The organism is Pseudofrankia coriaricola (assembly GCF_001854805.1).
In the GTDB taxonomy this organism is placed as follows: domain Bacteria; phylum Actinomycetota; class Actinomycetes; order Frankiales; family Frankiaceae; genus Pseudofrankia.
In genome coordinates this window covers 1-18,816 of sequence record NZ_MBLO01000025.1, presented here as the reverse complement: position 1 = coordinate 18,816, position 18,816 = coordinate 1, and the positions used below count along the sequence as shown (strand labels likewise).

Sequence of the window (18,816 nt, the reverse complement as noted above, 5' to 3'; positions counted from 1 at the left end):
CCGAGCAACCCGAGGTGAAGCGGCCGCGGACAAGCCTGGGCCTGTCCGCCCGAGGACCGTTCCACCGGGCGGACAGGCCACGCGCGTGCGTCAGCCTCCCGTACCGGCGCGACGCCGGGACGTGGCGAGGGCGAAGCCCGCCGCCGCGAGCCCGAGAACGCCGACGACCAGCCCGGCGATCCCAAGCCCACGAGCCGTGCCATCCGACAACGACCCCGACGACTCCGACGACGCGGCCGCCACCGGCGTGGCGGCCGTCGTGGCGCCGTCGTCCGCGTCGTCCGCCGACGCCTTGGTCAGCGTCAGCGTCGGGGCCGGGTGCTCCGGCTCGGGCTGCCCAGCCGTGCTCGTCTCGATCCAGCGCACGACCTCGCCGTCCGAGTAGGTCTGCAGCGCCTTGAAGGAGATCGACGCGACGCCCTCGGGCAGCGGGCCGGCCGAGACGACGAAGGTGTCGAACTCGCCAGGCTTGATCCCCGGCGAGCCGGCGGCGGTCCAGATGATCTCGGTGACCACCTCGTTGATCTGGTCACCGTCGTCGGTCACCACCGGCTTGGGTGGCTTGCCCTTGTGGACCTCGTAGGTCCAGCCCGCCTTCGGCTGCACGCTCACCGAGCCGATGGGCGCGTCGGTGGGGAACGCGACGTCGAGCTTGGTGGTCGACGCGGTGTCGCTCTCGGTCGGCACCTTGAACGCCAGCGTGGTGTAGCCGCCGGCGGGCGCACTCGTCGGGGCGACGCTGACGTGCGCCCAGGCGGGCAGGGCCGTCGCGACGAGGGCGATGGTTCCGGCGGCGAGCACGCCGCCGGCCCGGGCGACCCGGGACATGGTTCGGGACACGGTTTGGGACATGGTGGTCCTTCCACACAGGTGGACGAGAAGTTGGGAGGGGATGCCACCCGGCGCCCGGGACCGTCGCGGCGGTCCCGCCCTGGACGGTCGCTCATGGGCCCGTCGCCCACGGGGCTCACGGGTGGTGGCGAGGCGCCGCCGGTCGGCCCACTCCGCCGCGCGGTGGCGGCGGGCTCGGCCCCCGGTCGTGGAATGTGCCTCGTCGTGACGCGCGCCGCCCAGCACCCGGCCGTCGTCTCCTGGTCCACAGGGGGGACGGCCACGCGACCGGCCGGCTCCGACCTCACCCCAGCGTCAGCCGCGGGGTGGGTGGCGTCGTCCGGTAGCTCCTCCCCACCGATTGGCCAGGTGGGGACTCAGCACGCACCGGCACGTCCAGGGCTCCCCGCCACTTGGCAGCCAGTCGGCGGGGGCCCTGAGGGGGGACCGACGCGGAAATGCCGCTCGCACGGTCAGAGGCCGCTCAAGTGTCGGAGCTGGACATGCGTGAGCTGGACACGTACAGGGAGGTCAGGCGGGTGTCAGGCAGGGAGGTCAGGCGGGTGTCAGGGCGTGGCGTGGCGCCGGCGGGCCGCGCCGCCGGGCCGCACGTCCGACCGGGATGTCCCGTGGCGGCACCGGTGGCGTGGCCGCCACGGCGGTCACCCCGGCGCTCATCGCCGGCGGAAGGCCCACGATCACCGACGCGAGCAGGCGCCGCAGCCGGGACACGGCGTCGGCCAGTGGTCCGAAGACGCGCGCCGTCAGGTGGCGCAACGTGGCCCGCAGCGCGGCCGCGGCCCACAACAGCTCCTCGGCCCGGTGCAGCAGCGCGCCGGTGACGACGACCGCGGCCAGGTGGGCCAGGATCATGAACCCTGCGCCCGCGCCGTAGTGCTCCCCGCCGTAGGCGAGCAGCTCCGCCGGGGCTACCACATGGTGATGCTCCGGGTTCGCGGCCCGGTGGCCGCTCAGGACGAAGGCGATGTGCAGCCCGAACTGGGAGCCGGCCAGGGCGGCGAGCACCGTCGGCAGGCCGCGGTGACGCCCGGCCAGGCCGTAGGCCAGCCGGATCAACAGCGCGCCCGCGGCGGCGACCAACGCGGCGGAGGGTGGGGCACCACCGGCGGCGGCGTGCGCGGCGATCGCGAGGCTCGTCGAGGCCCCGCCGGCGACGACCGCCCTGGCGAGCCGGACGCCCGGCGCCGCGGGATGCCCGGCCAGGGAGTCCGAGGAGCCCAGGGAACCGAGCTGATGGCCGGCGGGGGCGTGCTGTCCGGCGGGCGACGCGAGACGCGGCGTCGGGAAGCTCGGGAGCCTTGGCAGGCTCGGAACACCGGACAGGCCGCCTCGCACGGTGAACATCACGGAGGACCGGCGGGCGGCGAGCGGCTCGCGCCGCCCCGGGCCGGTCGCGCCGGGTGGCCGGCGCGGGCGGCTCCGACCGGTCGTCACGACCGTGACTCTGCCATATCCCCAACGTTCATCACTATTGCCCACGCAGTCAGCTGAGCGTCAGATGTCCCGCCGGGCTGGGAGGCCGCGCCGGATCACGTCTCAGCCGGCCGTGGCGGGCTCCGCGGCCGGGGAGCGAGGGGTGGCGAGATGGGCGCGGGGGGCGAGAAGCAGCGAGAAGGCGAAGAGGGCGGCAATGGTGAGCACGATGGCGCCGCCGGCGGCGACGTCCCACTGGGCGCTCACCGCGAGGCCGATGACGCTCGCGGCGACGCCGAAGGCCATCGAGAGGGCGGTCATCGGGCCGATACGCGCGCACCACAGCCGCGCGGTCGCCGCCGGGCCGACGACCAGCGCGATCGCCATGATCGTGCCAACGGCGGGCACCGTGGTCACGACCGTCACCTCGACCACGAGCAGCACGACCAGGTCGAGCAGCCGCGCCGGGTAGCCGGCGGCCCAGAGCGCGGTCGGGTCGAACGCGCCGAGCAGCAGCTCCTTGCGCAGCGCGACGAGCACCGTGAGGACGACGGCGGCCGCGCCGGCGGTGATGGCGAGGTCCGTCGTGCCGACGGTGAGGATGGAGCCGACCAGGAAGGCCGTCAGATCCTTGGTGAAGCCATCCTGGGCGGACATCAGGGCGACGCCGAAGGCGAACCCGCCGGACAGGACAACGCCCGTGACGCTGGACAGGTCACGCCCGCCGCGGCCAGCCGGAGCGGCCGAGGGCAGGGTGCCGCCCCCGCCGCGCGCCCCCGAGACGGCCGCGACCACGCCGACGACGAGCAGGCCGAAGAGTCCCGCGCCGAGGACGAGGTGCACGCCCAGCAGCGCGGCGATGACGACGCCGGGAAACGTCGCGTGGGTGAGCGCGGTGGTCAGGAAGCTCAGCCGCCGCAGGACCACGTGCACCCCGACGGCCCCGCAGAGGATGCCGACCAGCACGGCCTCGGTCAGCGCCCGGCGCGTGTAGCCGTCGCCGAGGGTCTCCCACAGCCTCATCGCGTGCCCAGCCCGATCTCGGTGCCCGGACCCGCCGCGCCGGGACGGCCGTCAGAGTTCTTCGTCAGTCCATGGCGGGTGCCCATGCCCGGCCGTTCGCCCGGGGTGGTCGCCATGGACTGAGGGTCGTCGGCCTGAGGGTCGTCGGGCGAGGGCGTGGCGGCCACGGCCCGCCGGCTGCCTCGAGTTCCTCCTTGGTATCGCGGGCGCAGGCGAGCGCGCACGGCGGCGGCCGCGAGCGCGAGCAGGTAGGCGGCGACGAGGACGAGCACGACGGTCGCGCCGGTCGCGAGCCGGATGCCGTGGTCCACCGAGATCCGGTAGCTGACCAGCAGGCCGAGCCAGCCGCTCGCCATCCCCAGGGCCGCGGCGACGGTGACGATCACGATGAGGCGGTCGGAGAGCAGCCGCGCGGCCGCCGCCGGGACCACGACCAGCGCGATCACGAGGACCGTGCCGACTGCGCGCACCGCGGCGACGACAACGAGTGCGATCGCCAGGTTGAGCGCCAGGTCGAGTGCGGCCACCCGGTACCCCGCAGCCCGGGCCGATTCAGGGTCGAACGCGACCAGCAGCAGTTCCTTACGCAGAACGGCCAGGATCACGAGCACGAACGCCGCGACGACGGCCGTCGCGACGATGTCGGAGACACGCACGGTCAGCACCCGGCCGAACAGAAACGCCGTCAGGTCGGCCGTGTACGACGAGCGACGCGAGACCAGCACGACGCCGATCGCGAAGAACCCGGTGAGCAGGATCGCGAGCGCCGCGTCCTCCCCGACCCGGCGGGTGGCCGCGAGCAGAGTGAACAGCCCGGCGGCGACGCAGGCGACCACCAGGGCGCCCGGAAAGATCCCCGACTGCCCGCCGAGCAGGAAGCCGACGACGACGCCAGGGAAAACGGTGTGGGTGAGTGCGTCGGTCAGGAAGGCGAGCCGACGCAGCAGCACGAACACCCCCACGACGGCCGCGACCCCGCCGAGCAGCAACAGCTCGACGAGCGCCCGGGTGAGGTAGGGCCGCTCGAACGGTGCCACCAGCAGCTGTGTCACCGTGCCGCGCCCGTCCCGACGCCTTCCCGCCTCGCGGCCCGGGCCGCGAGGCGGCGGCGGGTCGAGGTCATGGGCGGGCCACGATGACGCCGTGGGCGCCCAGCTCCACCGCGGCACCGCCGTAGGTCGCGCGCAGCAGCTCGGGAGTCAGGGTCGCCGCCGGCGGCCCGAACGCGAACTGATGCCTGTTGAGCAGGCAGACGTCATCGCAGGCCAGGTGCGCCAGCGCCAGGTCATGGGTCGAGATCACCACGGCGGTCCCCGCGGCGGTCAGGCGCGCGAGCGTCGCGAGCAGCGCGTCCTGGGAGACGGTATCGACGCCGTTGAACGGCTCGTCGAGCAGCAGCAACCGCGGTCGCGCCGAGATCGCCCTGGCCAGCAGAACCCGCTGACGCTGCCCGCCGGACAACGTTCCGAACCGGTCGCGGGCGCGGTGCTCGAGCCCGACCGCCGCGAGCGCCTCCTGGGCGGCAGCCCGGTCGTCGGCGCCCGGCCGGCGCACCCAGCCGATCCGCCGGTAGCGGCCCATCAACACCACCTGCGCGGCGGAGACCGGGAAGTCGGCGTCCAGGGTGTCCGCCTGGGGGACGTAGCCGACCTCGCGGCGGGCCCGCGCCGGCGTCTGGCCCAGCACGGTCACCGAGCCGGACACCACGGGGACCAGGCCGAGCACCGCCTTGATCAGCGTCGACTTGCCGGCGCCGTTCGGGCCGATCAACGCGACCGTGCGCCCGGCCGGCACCCGGCCGCTCACGCGCTCCAGCGCCGGGGTGCGGCCATAGGCGACGGTCGCCTCCGCGAGCACCAGCGCGTCCGGCACTCCCGCGGCGGCCGGCTCGACGGGCAGAGCCGCCTCGGCGGCCCGTGCCCCCCCGGCTGGCCCGGTCCGCGCGGCCGGCTCCCGGCGCGGCGCGGAGCGGCCGCCGTCCGCGACCGGCCCCGCCACGGCGACCGGCCCCGCCACAGCGGCCGACGCGGCCATGGTCACATGCCCGGCGACAGCCGGCGGCGCCTCGCGGTCAGCGAGCGCGGCCAGCCCGAACCGGGGCGTCACGAGCGACGGGCCCAACGGGGATACCGAGGTGGCCCGAGCGTCGGAACTCATGACGGCCACGGTATGCGGTCGACCACCAGGTGACAGCGCCCGGTCCGCCCCCAGACCACCCCGCCTCACCGAAGCGCTCCGATGATGACGTCGGTGTTGTGCTGTTCGGCCTTCAGGTACGTCTCGCCGGCGGACCCGACGGGGCCAAGTGAGTCGGCGTACAGCGAGTCCTCGCCGGCGACCACCGTGACACCGGCCTCGCGTCCGATCGTCTCGGCGGTCTTCGGTGGCAGCGACGACTCCGAGAACACCGCCCTGACCCCGGTCGCCCGGATCTTCGCGACGATCTCCTGGATGGCTCGCCCGGAAAGCTCCGCCGAGGTGTCGAAGCTCGGGATGATCGAGCCGACGTAGGTGATCCCATAGCGGGCCGTGTAATAGCCGAACGCGTCGTGGTTCGTGACCAGCAGCCGGCGCTCGGGCGGGATCGTCGCGAACGCGGCGGCCTGGCGGCGGTCGAGCGCGTCGAGCGACGCCGAGTAGGTGGCCAGATTCGCCTGGTAGGTCCCGGCGTGCGCCGGATCGGCCCGCGCGAGGCCCCGCTCGACATCGGCAACCATGATCTTGGCGTTGCGCGGGTCGTGCCAGATGTGCGGGTCGTGCTCGCCGGCCTCGCCACCGGTGCCGGTGCGCAGGGTCACGCCGTCGGCCATCACCACCCGGGTGCCCTCGAACCCGGCCGCCGAGACCGCGTCGTCGAGCCAGTGCTCCAGCCCGACGCCGTTGGTGACCAGGACGCCGGCGGTGGCGATGGCGTCCAGGTCGGCCGGCGACGGCTCGTAGTCGTGCGGGTCGACGTTCGGCTTGACCAGCTGGGTGACCTCGACGAGGTCACCGCCGATCGCCCGGCTGAAGTCGCCGGCCTGGGTGGTCGTGGCGACCACACGCAGCCTTCCGTCGTGGGCATCGCCGGTGCTGCCGCCGTCGTCCGCCGAGGCGCAGCCGGCAAGCAGCGCCGAGGTGGCGAAGCCAAGCGCGACAAGCGCGCCGACCGCCGCCAGGGCCCTCGGACGGTACTTCCAGGGCACGGCGGACCGGCGCGCGGGCGTCCGGTCCTCATGAGGGCGCATGCCCGTAATGAAAACCGTTTCGGATACCGCTGTCAAACGCGGTACCCGGCGCCTCCGCCTCCGCTAGTCGTTGGAGAGCAGACGGCGAAGCTCCAGGCCCAGCGAGCGCGGCTCGGTGAGCGGCTGACGGAAGGTGACGCGCAGTTCGTCCGCGCCGTCCTGGCCGACCTGCCACAGCGTCAGGCCGGTGCGGTCGAGGTCACCGATCGCGACCGCGGCGACGGCGGACAGATCCGTCGGGTCCGCGAGCCGTCTGGTCCACGCCGGCTCGCCCGAGTCGCTTCCGCTCGCGACGCCGCCCAGTCCGAGGGCGCCGGCCGTGCCCGCGGCCGAACCCGCGCCGTCCGCCGTCGCCGTGCTCCCGAGCGCGCCGGCCGTCCGTGACGGCCTCGGCACGGGCGCCGCGACGGGCTGGCCATGAGCGGCGATCCGGCGCAGCTGGTCGCCGTGCGCGATGTTCAGGTGCTCCACGAGGTCCGGCGCGTACGCGGCGATCAGGTCCGGCTCGGCGAGCGCGTAGGCGGCCAGATCGATCCGTTGGCCGTTCGCCGTCGACGGCCACCGCGGCTCGGTGCCCTGGCCGAGGGCACCGCCCTCCGCGGCGCTCGCGGCACCTCCGGCGACACGGTGGAGCCATCCCCGGCGCGCCCCCGGCTCGGCCACGCTGGGCAGGCACAGCAGTACCTCGTCGACCGACAGCGCCACCGCCGCGAGTTCGTCGCCGCCGCACTGCGGCACCTCGACCGTCAGGCCGGGCCCGGCGATCCTGCGGGCCACCTGCTCGGCGCTGCCCGGCACCGTCCGCAGCTGCCCGGCGAGCACGAGCCGCTCGCCCGCGGCGCCGGGGATATCGAGGCGGCAGCGGCGCGCCGAGCCAGCGGCGGCCGCGCGCGTGGGCGGGCTGTCGGCACCGACCAGCAGAACCGGTTCGCCGCCATCGTCGATCAGGCCGGTCCAGCCTCGCACCCGCGGTCCCAGCACGGTCAGCAGCGCGTGCCGGGCGCCGGCCAGGACGGTGCGCGCACGGACCGCGTCGCGGGCCATCGCCTCGTCCGGTTCCTCCGCTGGCATCGAGTTCCTCCTGTCATCAGGTAAGCCTTACTTAAGTAGCCAGCGGCCTCCCCGTCAAGCAAAGGCCCCCTGCCAGTCGGACGGACGGCGACACCGGGCCCCTACCGGACAATCGATGGGAGGAGAGTGTGACAGGCGTCTCGCGCGGATCGCCGCGGCGACGGCGGGGCACGTTGACAACTACCCGACGCCAACAAGGCCCGCGTGTCTCAAGGTCCGGGCAACTACGGGCCGGACACTGGTAGTGCTTCGGGGCGCGGACGGAGGATTCTAGGCTGGAACGGCCGGCCGATCCGGGGGCTGGCGAGCGGCCACGCGGTCCGGTGCCGTCCGGGTGGTGAGGTGTTGGGAGTAGGTCCGTGGCGTGAAGGCTGACGGCACGGCGAGGAGGTTCAGGTGATCTTCAAGCTGGTCGGGGACAGTCGCCCGTACCCCGACCACGGGCTCGGCCAGCGCGACTGGGCAAAGATCCCGCCCCGCCAGGTCCGGCTCGACCAACTGGTGACCACGAAGCGGGTCCTCGCGTTGGACCTGCTGCTGGATGAGGCCTCCACCTTCTACGGCGACCTGTTCCCGCACGTCGTCGAGTGGGAGGGAACCCTCTACCTTGAGGACGGCCTGCACCGCGCGGTACGAGCCGCCCTGCAGCAGCGCACGTCCATCCACGCCCGCGTCTACACCGTCACCCCAGCACGCGAGGCGCCCCACTCTCCGGCCGACCCCGGCGGCACCTCCCGCCCGATGCTGTGACATTGGTTGCTGGTTCGCTCCGTCCGGGCGCGGCGCTCCGGCCCCGTACTCGCTTCGCTCCCACGGGACCTCCGCGCCGCGTCCTCCTGCGCTCACGGGCGCTGCGGCGACCTCCGCTGCGGCCCGCCTACGTCGCTTCGCTCGTAGGCAGGCCTCCGCGGAGGCGCGCCTCCGCGCCCAGCACGGTTGCGTCACGCTGTACGTCGCCAACCCGAAGCCGCCATCTCGGCAGGGCCACGTCGCTTCGCTCGCGGCCGGGCCTCCGCACCCAGCACGGTCACCTCCCGCCGGACTAGGCCAGGGCTGGTACCGGGAAGCACTTCGCTGCGCTCGTGAGGTGGGCTTCGCGTCTGGTCGGTGGTTCCCCGCAGGAATCTGGCTTCAGATCAGGCCGGACCCTGGACTCGTGACGTTCCAGCGAAACGCAACCGGGCTGGGCGCGGAGGCGCGCCTCGCGGAGGCCCTCCTACGAGCGAAGCGACGTAGGGGGGCCGCAGCGAGGTCGCCGCAGCGCCCGTGAGCGCAGGAGGACGGCGCGCGGAGGTCCCGTGGGAGCGAAGCGAGTACGGGGCCGGAGCGCGCCGCCCGCACGGAGCGAACCAGCAACAACCTTCCCGCCCAAACCCGGCCCCGAGGCGGCCCGGCGCGTCCAGCGCCCGGACGGCTTACTTGGTCGGGAAGGTGTAGACGACGAAACGGTCGTCGTCGACCTTGGCGAAGACGTAGCGCGGGCAGGCCTTCGCGGGGCGGTAGGCGGCGACCGGGCGCAATACCGGCGAACGCATGATCTGCTTCACTCGGCCACCAGCGATCCTGTTCATCTCGGCAGTGGAGACGTCCGGCGGATTTTCACGCTGCTGGTAGTAGGAGCCGCAATACTTGATCTCCGGGGGCCGCGACGTCCAGGCTGGGGTATGGAAGATCCACAGTAGGTAGAGCTCCCGGAAAATGATCACCATCAGCCCAATGATCAACAGCGAACGGACGAAGTTCCCCGCTCGGGACGAGGCGAGAACGGGGCTCACAAGACCGGGAGCCTACGGGCATCGCAGCAGATTTTGGGGCATGCCCCCCCCGATGCGGCGAGGCGCGGGGCGCCTCGCCGTCGCGCGGACGTAGACGAGACGGCCCGCGGCCTGACCGTACTGCCCAGCCCGCCGCGGAGCGTCCTCCAGGTGCTACAGGCAGTGCGTCAGGACGTTCAAGGTTCCCGTGTTCGGGAAGTCGAAGGCCTCCGATGGGCACCAGCCCGCGGCGCGCAGGTCGGCGAGCTCCGCCCGTGTGCCCGAGCGGTCGTAGACGAGGACGAACAGCAGGACGCGGCTCGGGGGCGGGCCCTGGCGCGCCGCCAACGCCACGCGCCCCTCGCCGGCGCCGACCTCGGTGAGGAAGACCGTCGAGCCCTGAGGCAGGCGAGGGCCGACGCGGGACGGCGCGTTTGGGCTTCCCGCCGGATTGGTGGGGCTTGCGTTGCCCGGGGTTCCTGCCGGATCGGCTACAGGGTCCCTGCCGGATCCGGGGTCCCTGCCCGATTGGCGAAGCCGATCGGGGAGGTCTGGGAGCCGATCTGGGAGGTTAGCGATCTGGGAGGTCTGCTGGGAGGTCCGGGGCGGTGGCTGGTAGGCACGGTCGTCGCTGACGCTCATCGCGTACAGCCAGCCGGAACGGGCCAGCCGGCCACCAACGATGACGACGTCACCCGGCTGGTAGAGCCGGCGGGCCTGCTCCGTCGCGTCGACCATCAGCGCCACCGGCCGGATCTCGGCGCGCTCCCGCCACAACGGCGCCAACGCGCTCGCGGACGCCACCGGCATCACGGCGAGCACGGCGAGCCCACCCGCCACGAGCACCCGACCGGCCAGCACCGCCGCCGCGGCAACGGGACGGCCGTGCCGGTAGGTGGCCGCGGGGCGGCCGTGCCGGTAGGTGGCCGCGGGGCGGCGGACAACGGGGCGAGCAAGGCGGCGGGCGAGGCGGTCGGCGCCGGTGGCGACGACGACGACCAGCAGCGGGACGAGGAACAGGTTGGTGCGGTTGGCACCGAATGGCCAGTAGCGGCCGGCGCTGGCGGCGAGCGCGAGCACCAGCGCGCCGACGACCGCGGCGATCAGGTGCCGCCCGTCGCGACGGCGCGCGAGCGCGACGGTCCCGACGGCGAAGGCCACCCCGGCGGCGGGGGCGATGAGCCAGCCGGCGGCGAAGGTGGTGTCCGTCGCCGGGTGCACCAGGTTCGGGTCGTAGCGGTCGATGCCGGTCGGCGCGCCGCCGAGGATCCGGACCACCTCGCCCGCGACGAACCGGACCGCTTCGAGCGGGCCACGGCCCGCGAGGAACTGGGTGTCCCAGAACCGGCTGGCCCGCTGGCTGGACTGATGGCCGACGAACACCAGGGTGTGCAGCCCGCAGATCGCCAGCGCGGGCGTCGCCACGAGCACCGCGGTCAGCCTGCGCCGCGACCCGCGTCCGGCTGTCAGCACATCGGCGGCGGCCAGCGGAATGACCAGGAAGGCGGCCGGCACCGAGAACAGTGCGACCAGCCCCGCCGCGCCGCGCGCGAGCAAGGCCCGCCCCGGCGCGGTCGCGGCGCCCTGGGCGCTCGGCGCGGCCCCGCTGGTCGGGTCGCCAGCGCGAGACGCCGTCGCCGGTCGCGGGTGTCCAGCCCGTGGGCGTCCAGCCGTCCACAGCCAGACGATGGCGACGGAGGCGAGCGCCTCGACCGAGTACGGCTTGAGCTGGGTACCCAGGTCGACGATCACCCCGGACAGCCCGACCGACGCCCCCGCGAGGCCGGCCGCGACCACGCCGGCGAACCGCCGGGTGAAGACATAGACGACGGCCGGGAGCAGGACCAGCGCAACCAGCTCGGGCCCGCGCAACGCCCAGGCGTGCCAGCCGGCCAGGTCGCCGACGAGCCGGGTGAGCACCGCCCAGCCCAGCGCCGACGGGGTGTTCGCGTGCGCGAGCTCCGGCCAGAACGTCGCCGGTGGCTCGGCGAGAAAGTGCGGGCGCCAGATCTCGTCGTACCAGAGCGGACGGCCCAACACGACGTGTAGCGCGCCTAACGCGGCGACGACGGCGCCGGCGAGCGCCACCGGCACGGCGATGTCCACCGGCCGTCGGGGCCGGCGCGCCCGTCTGGTGTCCGCCCGCGTGTCCGGCTCAGCACCTTCAGTGAGATCAGCGCCTTCAGCGAGATCCGCGTCCATCGGCACCGATGATCTACCTTCGACGGGGCCGGTACTGGCAACGCCAAGTAGCGACACGCTTCGGTCGTCAGCCCCGGCGTCCACAGCTGAGGGCGAGTTATCCACAGCTCTTGTCCACAGGGCGCTCATGACTGTGGAAATCTCGCCTGGTCATGTGGACAGCGGCGCCGCGAGCCCCCTCGCCCACCACTCAGATCTGCTGGTAGGTCGACAGGAAGTGGTCGATGCGGCCGATCGCGGCGGTGAGGTCGTCGACGTTTGGCAGGGTGACGATGCGGACGTGGTCAGGCTTCTCCCAATGGAAGCCGGTGCCCTGGACCAGCAGGATGTTCTCCGCTCGCAGCAGGTCGAGAACGAACCGTTCGTCGTCGCGGATCGCGTACACGTCGGGGTCCAACCGCGGGAACGCGTAGAGAGCGCCGCGCGGCGGCACACAGGACACCCCGGGGATGTCGTTCAGCAGCTTCACCACGGTGTCGCGCTGTTCACGCAGCCGGCCGCCGGGAAGCACGAGTTCGCCGGCGCCCTCGTCGTTGGCCAGGGCGGCCACGACGGCGTACTGACCGGGCACGTTCGCGCACAGCCGCATGTTCGCGAGGATGTTCAGGCCCTCGATGTAGCTGGAGGCGTGCTCGCGAGGGCCGGAGACGACCATCCAGCCGGCGCGGAACCCGGCGAGCAGATAGGCCTTGGACAGGCCGTTGAACGTCACGCAGACCAGGTCGGGGGCGAGCGCCGCGGCCGAGACGTGCTCCGTGCCGTCGTAGAGAACCCGGTCGTAGATCTCGTCGGAGAAGACCATCAGGCTGTGCTGGCGGGCCAGCTCCACCAGCGCCTCGACCGTCGCGCGGTCATAGACGGCGCCGGTCGGGTTGTTCGGATTGATCAACACGATCGCCCGGGTGCGCGGAGTGATCCTGGCGGCGACGTGTTCCAGGTCGGGCAGCCAGCCCGCGGACTCGTCGCAGAGGTAGTGCACCGGTTTGCCGCCGCAGAGGCTCACCACGGCCGTCCACAGCGGGTAGTCCGGGGCCGGCAGAAGCACCTCGTCGCCGTTGTTGAGCAGCGCCTGCAACGACATCATGATCATTTCGGAGACGCCGTTGCCCAGATAGACGTCGTCCGGGCCGACGCCCGCCAGGCCCTTGCGGCGGTGGTACTCGGCGACGGCGACACGCGCCGCCGGAAGTCCCTTGGAGTCGCTGTAGCCCTGGGCGCTCGTAAGGTTCGCGGTCACGGACGCGAGAACCTCGGGCGGGGTCGAGAAGCCAAACGAAGCCGGGTTGCCGATGTTCAACTTCAGGATCCACTCCCCAGCGGCCTCCATCCGAGTCGCCTCGTCGAGGATGGGACCTCGGACGTCGTAACAGACGCCGGCGAGCTTGTCGGACTGGGTGAACTCCATGCCATCCAGGGTAGGCATGTCGTCCACCGGTTATGCACGCCCGGTGGCCGCGCCAGACGCCCCCACCCTGGCCGTGTGGGGGACGAGACACCCGTACCTGCGCGTTCGCGGCGGTGCGCCTCACCCACCGTTGAACCCATGGCGCGACGACTCATTACTTTCCGTAATCGCCCATCGGGTTGCGGCGCCGTCCGGCGGCGCGGGTCAGCCGCCGCCGGGGAGCGTGGGCAAGGGTGGCTTCGTAGCCGGGGTGGTCTCGTCCACGGGTGGTGTCGGCGTGGTGGGGCTCGCCGTGGTCGCGGGCGGCGGAGCCGGAGTGGTGGTGGCGGGCGGGGGACCGGTTCTCGGCGCGGTCGGCGGCGGGGTCGTGCGGACGGGCGTCGGCCTGGTCGCTCCGGGCGTGGAGGCGGGCGCGCCGGGCGTCGCCGCGTCCGGCGGGGTGCTCGTCTCCGCCTCGGACGGGGGAACCGCCGCAGCGGTGGCCATCGGCAGCGAGAGCCGGGCCGCGAGCGCGGCCCACTGCTCGTCGCCGGTGGTGAGCCCCTTCCTGATCTGCTCCTGGAGCACGTCGACGCTGAGCTGGGTGCCGTCGAAGAGGTTCCCGCAGGCGGTGACGCCGTCGCCGTAGCCGTCGAGGCCGGCATCGAACAGGTTCTGCGCGGCGGTGTCCGGGCCGGACGTGAGTGCCCTGGCCTCGGTCACATCATCGGCAAGCGTGGTGCAGGCCGGGCGCAGCGCATTGCCGTCCTGAGCCGAGAGGCGCGCGCGGATCTCCGCGACGTCGTCGGCGATCCGCTGACGGACGTCGTGCGTCCCGTCATACCAACGGGCGATCACGTCGTCGCTCACGGTCGAGGCGGCGTACACGCTGTCGGGAGAGCTGGTCGAGCCGGACGACCGTCCGTCGGTGCAGGTGGTCAGCACCCCGGCGACCGCGATGAGCGCGGCGCCGGCGATGGCGAAGCGGACCCAGATCTGGCTCGGCTCCCCATCGGCGCGCACGCCCGCCCGCGACCCCGTCCGGGGGCGTTCCATCCGCCGTCCTCCTTGACCTCCTGGCGCCACACAATCGTGCCGCTCCGCCACACCACGCCTGGTCAGGCGGGCGCACCCGCCGACCCCGCCGCGACCAGGCGCCGCGTCTTGGGGGCCGGGGTTCGCGCCTCGGTGAAGGAAGCTTTCGATTGGACGATATCGCCAGTTAGGTCAGCCTTTGGTGGGGGTGCACCGTTGGCACCCCCACCGCCGGGCGAAGGGCGCGTGAGCCTCAGCAGTTGACCAGGTCAGGGCGTTGGTTGCGGATCTGTGACTCTGGCGAGGTGAACCGGCGGTAGGCGTCGCCCGCGCGCCCACCGGGTGAGAAGGCGCCCACCCGGTGGCAGTTCTGGAAGGCAAGCGCGACGCCGAAGCGCCGTTCCAGCGCGCCGCGGATCGACGTGCTCGCGAACGCGCGCAGCAACTGGCCGAACGCGGCGTCGTCCGGCGGCACGGTGTCATCGACGACGCAGGACGCGCCGGCGGCAACGGCCGCCGGCAGCCGACGGGCGAGCCGCTCGACGACACCGTAGGCGTAAGGCAGCGACTCCTGGACGCAGGCGACAAACGCCTCGTCGGAGAGCCGGCCCGCCTCGGCGGCCTCGAGTACGTCCGGCGTCACGGTGAGCGACATGGAGCTCCCTCCACTTCCTGACGGTTCCTGATGGCGGTCGTGGCACCAGGCGCGACGACCTCACCACGGATCGTGGTTGAAATGAAAACCGTTGTCAATACCGTTAGAAGAAGAGAGACCGCCGGTCCCCCGCAGTCCGTCCAGCCCGGTCCCCCGTAGCTCCGGAGATGAGAAAGTGGAGGGCGTGCCCACCGCGAACCGCGATCGCGCCAGCGACGAACCGGACGGCCGCGTGACCGTCTCGGCCGGTCGCGGCCTGCCCGGCCGCGGCACGACGACGCGGTCCACCCGCCAGGGCGACGCCGTCTCGGCGGCGCTCGCGGCGACCAACGCGTTCACCAGCGCGCAGGAGTTGCACGCCCAGCTGCGCGCCGACGGCCAGCCGGTCGGCCTCACCACCGTCTACCGGCATCTGCAGGTGCTCGCCGACCGTGGCGAGGTCGACGTGCTACGCCTGGACGACGGCGAGACGGTCTACCGCCGCTGCGCGACCGGCTCGCACCACCATCACCTGGTGTGCCGCGAGTGTGGGCACGCCGTCGAGGTCGCGGGCCCCGAGATCGAACGCTGGACCGAGCAGGTGGCCGCCGCCGAGGGCTTCACCGACGTCGCGCACACCCTGGAGATCTACGGCCGCTGCGCCGACTGCGTCTCCTGCCCCTGACCCCGGCGCCGCTTTTCGCGCTGATCGCTCGCGGGGTCCCCCGGGGTTCCTGCCGGATCGCGAAGCCGGGGTCCCTGCCGGATCGCGAAGCGATCTGGGAGGTCTGCTGGGAGGTCCGGATTGGCTCCGAGTGCGCAGGGCCGGACGTGTCGGTATGGCCGCGGTTCGACCTAGCCAATCGGTGGGGAAGATGCACTCGCCGGGCCACCGGTCGCGCCGCCCTGGCTGGTGACGGGGATGGCGCCCCACGTCGGCGGGTTGGGGTTCAGCCCGGCACAGCCCTGCAGTGCGCCCTTGGCCGCGAGGATCGCCTGGGCGTCGGACCCGGTGGCCGGCCGGGGCAGGCCGCCGACGATGCGCGCCGGTACCCACTGGGCCTGGGTCACCGCCCGGCCCTGGACGGTCAGCCGCAGTACGCCGCTCTCCGTGGTGGCGCTCACGCCGGAGGCGTAGAAGACGAAGTTGCCGAGCCCGTAGTCGACGAAGGCGCCCGACGGATGCCAGCCGCCGCCCTCGAGAACGTGCGCATGCGAGCCGACGACGACGTCGGCGCCCGCGTCCACCAGGGCGGGCACGATGCCGGTCTGGTCCTCACCCGCGCAGCTGCGCATCTCCACCCCCCAGTGGAGGAACACCACAACCGTGTCGGAGTCGGCGCGCGCCGCGCGCACCGCCGCCAGGAGCTTGGGCAGGTCCTTGGCGGAGGCGAGCCCCGGCTTGCCCGGCCCCGCGGTCCACGCGGCGGCGAGCTCGTCGTCGAGCACCCGGGTCGCCCCGATCACGGCGATCCGCTGGCCCTTGATCTCGGTCCGGTAGGGCCGGAACGCCTGCGTGTCGTCCTGCCCGATCCCCACCACGGGGAAGTTCGCCGCCTGGGCGGCGCGCAGCGTGTCCTGAAGACCGGTCGGGCCGTAGTCCATGCCGTGGTTGTTCGCCACGTTCACGACGTCGACGCCCGCGGCCCGCAGCGACGTGAACGCCTGCGGCGGCGCGCGGAAGGTGAACGCCTTCGACGCCGGCTCGCCGCCGGTGGTGATCGCCGTCTCCAGGTTGAGCACGGTGAGGTCGGCCGCCGTCAGCGTCGGGATCATCGGGCCGAGAGAGGTGAGCCCGGCCGCCGACGAGCCGGCGAAGTGCACGTCGCCGGCGAACTCAAGGGTCACCGGCTCGCCCGTGGGCGCTCGTTGCGCTCCGCCCGGGGGCACGGACGGAACGGGCGGCGCCGTCGTGGCGGGGGCGCTCGGCTGGCCGAGCGCGCCGGCATGCACCTGGCCGTCCGACGAACCGTCGTCGCCACCGCCGAGGAGTCCGCAGCCCATCAGCGTCGCGCTCACCGCGACAAGCGCCAGCACGATCCGCGGCGCCCCGCGGCGGCGGCCGGCGGACCGGTACCTGGATACGGCCATCGAGCCCTTCTCCCTCGGTACCTCGGAGGCCGGGGTCCTCGCCGCGGACACGCTGGCCGCCCGCCGGCCGCTCGCCGCGGCTCTGCTCCTCGGGCCCTCGTCCCGGCTCCCGCCGGTCCTGCCCAGCCTGCCTGGGCTCCGCCGTGCCGGCATCACCGCTCACCCCACCCCGTGCTGGCCCCCATCAGGGACACGGTAGGCAGCACCTACGTGCCACATGCGACCGGGGCCACACTGTCGGCTCGCACGGGCGGGCCGGTCACGCCGGGTCATCCACCCTGGGGTAGAATCTCCCGCTCTGTGCTGAAACGTGCCGTCCCCGAAGTGGTCGTCCCGAAGTCGGTCTCTGCTAGTGCGCGAGCAGCGCGGGGGCGAGCTCGCGCCACTGGCGGCGCGGCAGGCCGCGGCGGTCGTAGTCGAGCACCTGCACGGCGACCTGGTCGGCGCCGGCGTCGAGATGCTCGGTGACCCGGCGCGCGAGCACCTCGGGGCCGCCATGCGGCACGATCATGTCGACCAGCCGGTCGGAACCGGCGTTCGCGAAGTCATCGTCGCCGTACCCATAGCGGCGCAGGTTGTTGGTGTAGTTCGGCAGCCGCAGGTAGGAGCCGGTGTGCCGGCGGGCGAGCTCCCGGGCTCGCTCGGTGTCGGTGTCCAGCACGAACGCCTGCTCGGGAACGAGCACCTTGCCCGAGCCGAGCGTCTTGCGGGCGGCCGCGGTGTGCTCGGGCGGAACGAAATAGGTGTGCGCGCCATCGGCGCGGTCACGGGCGAGCTCCAACATCTTCGGGCCGAGCGCGGCCAGCACCCGGACTGGTGTGCCATCGGGCGGCACCGCCCGGTACTGCTCGGCGGCCATCCGGTCCATCTCGTCGAGATAGGCCGCCATCTGGCCGAGTGGTTTGGTATACGGCGCGCCGCGGATCTGCATCAGTTCGGCGTGCGAGACGCCGAGGCCGAGCAGGAACCGGCCGGGGTGCGCCTCAGCCAGCGCCAGCTGGCCGGCGGCCATGGTCAGCGGGTTGCGGGCGAGGATCTGCGCGATGCCGGTGGCCACGGTGATCCGGCTGGTGGCTGCGAGCATCAGCCCGGCCGTCACCAGCACCTCGCGGCCCTTCACCTCGCCGGTCCAGACCGTCGGGTAGCCGAGCTCGTCGAGCTCGGCCACCGCCTCGCGGACGACATCGGCCGGCGAAAAGTCGAACTGCCCGCTCCAGATGCCCACCCGCCCGAGTGACCCGCCGTCGACCAGTGGCCGCGGCACCGGCACGGCGGAGCCAGGCGGGCCGGACGGCGGGAACGCGGACGTGTGCGAGGTGGCTTCCGACGATGCGCTCACGCCGGTCACCGTACCGAGCCGCCCGGCGCCTATCGCCCGGCAACCCGCTGTCGCCCTCTTTGCCCCCGGAGCCGCGCCGCCGAGCCACCGAGCGTCTGGCCCAGCGTGGGGCAAAGCCCCACCAGCGGGGCATAAAACGAGCCGGCAGCAACGACTACTACCTTTCGAATCGATCTGATTACAGATTGCTGGCTTGCCGACGCGCCCACGCGGTCTATCGTTGGCCAACGTGACGGAGCTGATGCAGCTGCTCACACCGAGCGGACAAAGGGTGGCGGCGGCCGGACCAGAGATCAGCGCGCAGGAGATCGAGGCGCACATCGCGGATGTGACCTTGGCGGACCTGTTGGACATGTATACCGACATGGTCATCATCCGCCGCCTCGACGAGGAGGCCACTGCCCTGCAGCGCCAGGGTGAACTGGGGCTGTGGGCCCCGCTGCGCGGTCAGGAGGCAGCCCAGGTCGGCTCCGCCCGGGCACTCGCGCCCGACGACATGGCGTTCCCGTCCTACCGTGAGCACGGGGTCGCCTACTGCCGGGGCGTCGACCCGGTCGCGATCCTCGGGCTCTTCCGCGGTTCGGCGCACGGCGGCTGGGACCCGAACGAGCACGGCTTCGCGCTCTACGCGATCGTCGTCGGCTCGCAGACGCTGCATGCGACCGGCTACGCCATGGGCGTCAGCCGCGAGACCAGCCAAAGCGGCTGGCAGGCTGGCCAAAAGCCAGCCGCGGAGGCCACAAAGGGCAACACAGCCCAAAGCGGCTGGCAGGCTGGCCAAAAGCCAGCCG

The 18,816-nt window shown here is 73.1% G+C and carries 17 protein-coding genes; 3 read left to right on the top strand and 14 right to left on the bottom strand.

All coding sequences use genetic code 11. The annotated features are described in order from the left end of the window. Positions 1-90 precede the first annotated feature (90 nt). The 7 genes from BCD48_RS04320 to BCD48_RS04290 all read right to left on the bottom strand — a co-directional run bounded on the left by BCD48_RS04320 (position 91) and on the right by BCD48_RS04290 (position 7,586). Positions 91-852 (bottom strand): YcnI family copper-binding membrane protein, encoded by a 762-nt coding sequence (locus BCD48_RS04320; RefSeq protein WP_241841502.1) that lies wholly within the window; start codon positions 850-852, stop codon positions 91-93. 534 nt (positions 853-1,386) lie between these two features. Continuing rightward, positions 1,387-2,286 carry a hypothetical protein gene (locus BCD48_RS04315; RefSeq protein ID WP_071046921.1) on the bottom strand — a complete coding sequence of 300 codons (900 nt, stop codon included), beginning with the start codon at positions 2,284-2,286 and terminating at the stop codon, positions 1,387-1,389. Positions 2,287-2,388: 102 nt separating this feature from the next. Next, positions 2,389-3,288 (bottom strand): metal ABC transporter permease, encoded by a 900-nt coding sequence (locus BCD48_RS04310; protein WP_071046920.1) that lies wholly within the window; start codon positions 3,286-3,288, stop codon positions 2,389-2,391. Then, positions 3,285-4,340, bottom strand: a complete 1,056-nt coding sequence (locus BCD48_RS04305; RefSeq protein ID WP_241841501.1) for a metal ABC transporter permease — start codon at positions 4,338-4,340, stop codon at positions 3,285-3,287. The genes BCD48_RS04310 and BCD48_RS04305 overlap by 4 nt, the downstream gene beginning before the upstream one ends. 67 nt (positions 4,341-4,407) lie before the next feature. Beyond that, the gene (locus tag BCD48_RS04300) at positions 4,408-5,445 is read right to left on the bottom strand and encodes a metal ABC transporter ATP-binding protein (RefSeq protein WP_312628354.1); all 1,038 of its coding nucleotides are present in this window, start codon (positions 5,443-5,445) and stop codon (positions 4,408-4,410) included. Between the two features lie 65 nt (positions 5,446-5,510). After that, on the bottom strand, positions 5,511-6,515 hold the full coding sequence (locus tag BCD48_RS04295) for a metal ABC transporter substrate-binding protein (protein ID WP_083418160.1): 1,005 nt from the start codon (positions 6,513-6,515) through the stop codon (positions 5,511-5,513). A gap of 63 nt (positions 6,516-6,578) precedes the next feature. Then, on the bottom strand, positions 6,579-7,586 hold the full coding sequence (locus BCD48_RS04290; RefSeq protein WP_071046919.1) for a DUF2470 domain-containing protein: 1,008 nt from the start codon (positions 7,584-7,586) through the stop codon (positions 6,579-6,581). 396 nt (positions 7,587-7,982) lie between these two features. On the opposite strand from BCD48_RS04290, the gene BCD48_RS04285 reads away from it, so the two are divergent. After that, the gene (locus BCD48_RS04285; protein WP_071046918.1) at positions 7,983-8,336 is read left to right on the top strand and encodes a type II toxin-antitoxin system VapB family antitoxin; all 354 of its coding nucleotides are present in this window, start codon (positions 7,983-7,985) and stop codon (positions 8,334-8,336) included. 665 nt (positions 8,337-9,001) lie between these two features. Here the strand turns inward: BCD48_RS04285 and BCD48_RS04280 are convergent. From BCD48_RS04280 to BCD48_RS04260, 5 genes are all read right to left on the bottom strand, one after another. Beyond that, positions 9,002-9,361, bottom strand: a complete 360-nt coding sequence (locus tag BCD48_RS04280) for a hypothetical protein (protein ID WP_071046917.1) — start codon at positions 9,359-9,361, stop codon at positions 9,002-9,004. Between the two features lie 153 nt (positions 9,362-9,514). Next, entirely contained in the window at positions 9,515-11,446 is a 1,932-nt protein-coding gene (locus BCD48_RS04275; protein ID WP_071046916.1) for a hypothetical protein, read from the bottom strand. Between the two features lie 286 nt (positions 11,447-11,732). Further along, complete coding sequence (locus BCD48_RS04270; RefSeq protein WP_071046915.1) at positions 11,733-12,947, bottom strand: pyridoxal phosphate-dependent aminotransferase; 1,215 nt, start codon at positions 12,945-12,947, stop codon at positions 11,733-11,735. A 204-nt stretch (positions 12,948-13,151) separates the two neighbouring features. Further along, on the bottom strand, positions 13,152-13,982 hold the full coding sequence (locus BCD48_RS04265) for a hypothetical protein (protein WP_071046914.1): 831 nt from the start codon (positions 13,980-13,982) through the stop codon (positions 13,152-13,154). 232 nt (positions 13,983-14,214) lie between these two features. Beyond that, positions 14,215-14,616 (bottom strand): SCO5389 family protein, encoded by a 402-nt coding sequence (locus BCD48_RS04260; protein WP_071046913.1) that lies wholly within the window; start codon positions 14,614-14,616, stop codon positions 14,215-14,217. A 175-nt stretch (positions 14,617-14,791) separates the two neighbouring features. Between BCD48_RS04260 and BCD48_RS04255 the strand changes: the two genes are divergently transcribed. Further along, positions 14,792-15,280 (top strand): Fur family transcriptional regulator, encoded by a 489-nt coding sequence (locus BCD48_RS04255; protein WP_083418158.1) that lies wholly within the window; start codon positions 14,792-14,794, stop codon positions 15,278-15,280. A gap of 170 nt (positions 15,281-15,450) precedes the next feature. On the opposite strand, the gene BCD48_RS04250 is transcribed toward BCD48_RS04255, so the two are convergent. Both BCD48_RS04250 and BCD48_RS04245 read right to left on the bottom strand, forming a co-directional pair. After that, positions 15,451-16,686, bottom strand: coding sequence for a CapA family protein (locus BCD48_RS04250; protein ID WP_071046912.1), 1,236 nt, complete (start codon positions 16,684-16,686; stop codon positions 15,451-15,453). A 349-nt stretch (positions 16,687-17,035) separates the two neighbouring features. After that, positions 17,036-17,950 carry an LLM class F420-dependent oxidoreductase gene (locus BCD48_RS04245; RefSeq protein WP_397428909.1) on the bottom strand — a complete coding sequence of 305 codons (915 nt, stop codon included), beginning with the start codon at positions 17,948-17,950 and terminating at the stop codon, positions 17,036-17,038. Positions 17,951-18,266: 316 nt separating this feature from the next. Here BCD48_RS04245 and BCD48_RS04240 point away from each other — a divergent pair. After that, a partial coding sequence (locus BCD48_RS04240) for a thiamine pyrophosphate-dependent enzyme (protein ID WP_241841509.1) occupies positions 18,267-18,816 on the top strand: 550 nt, incomplete at its 3' end.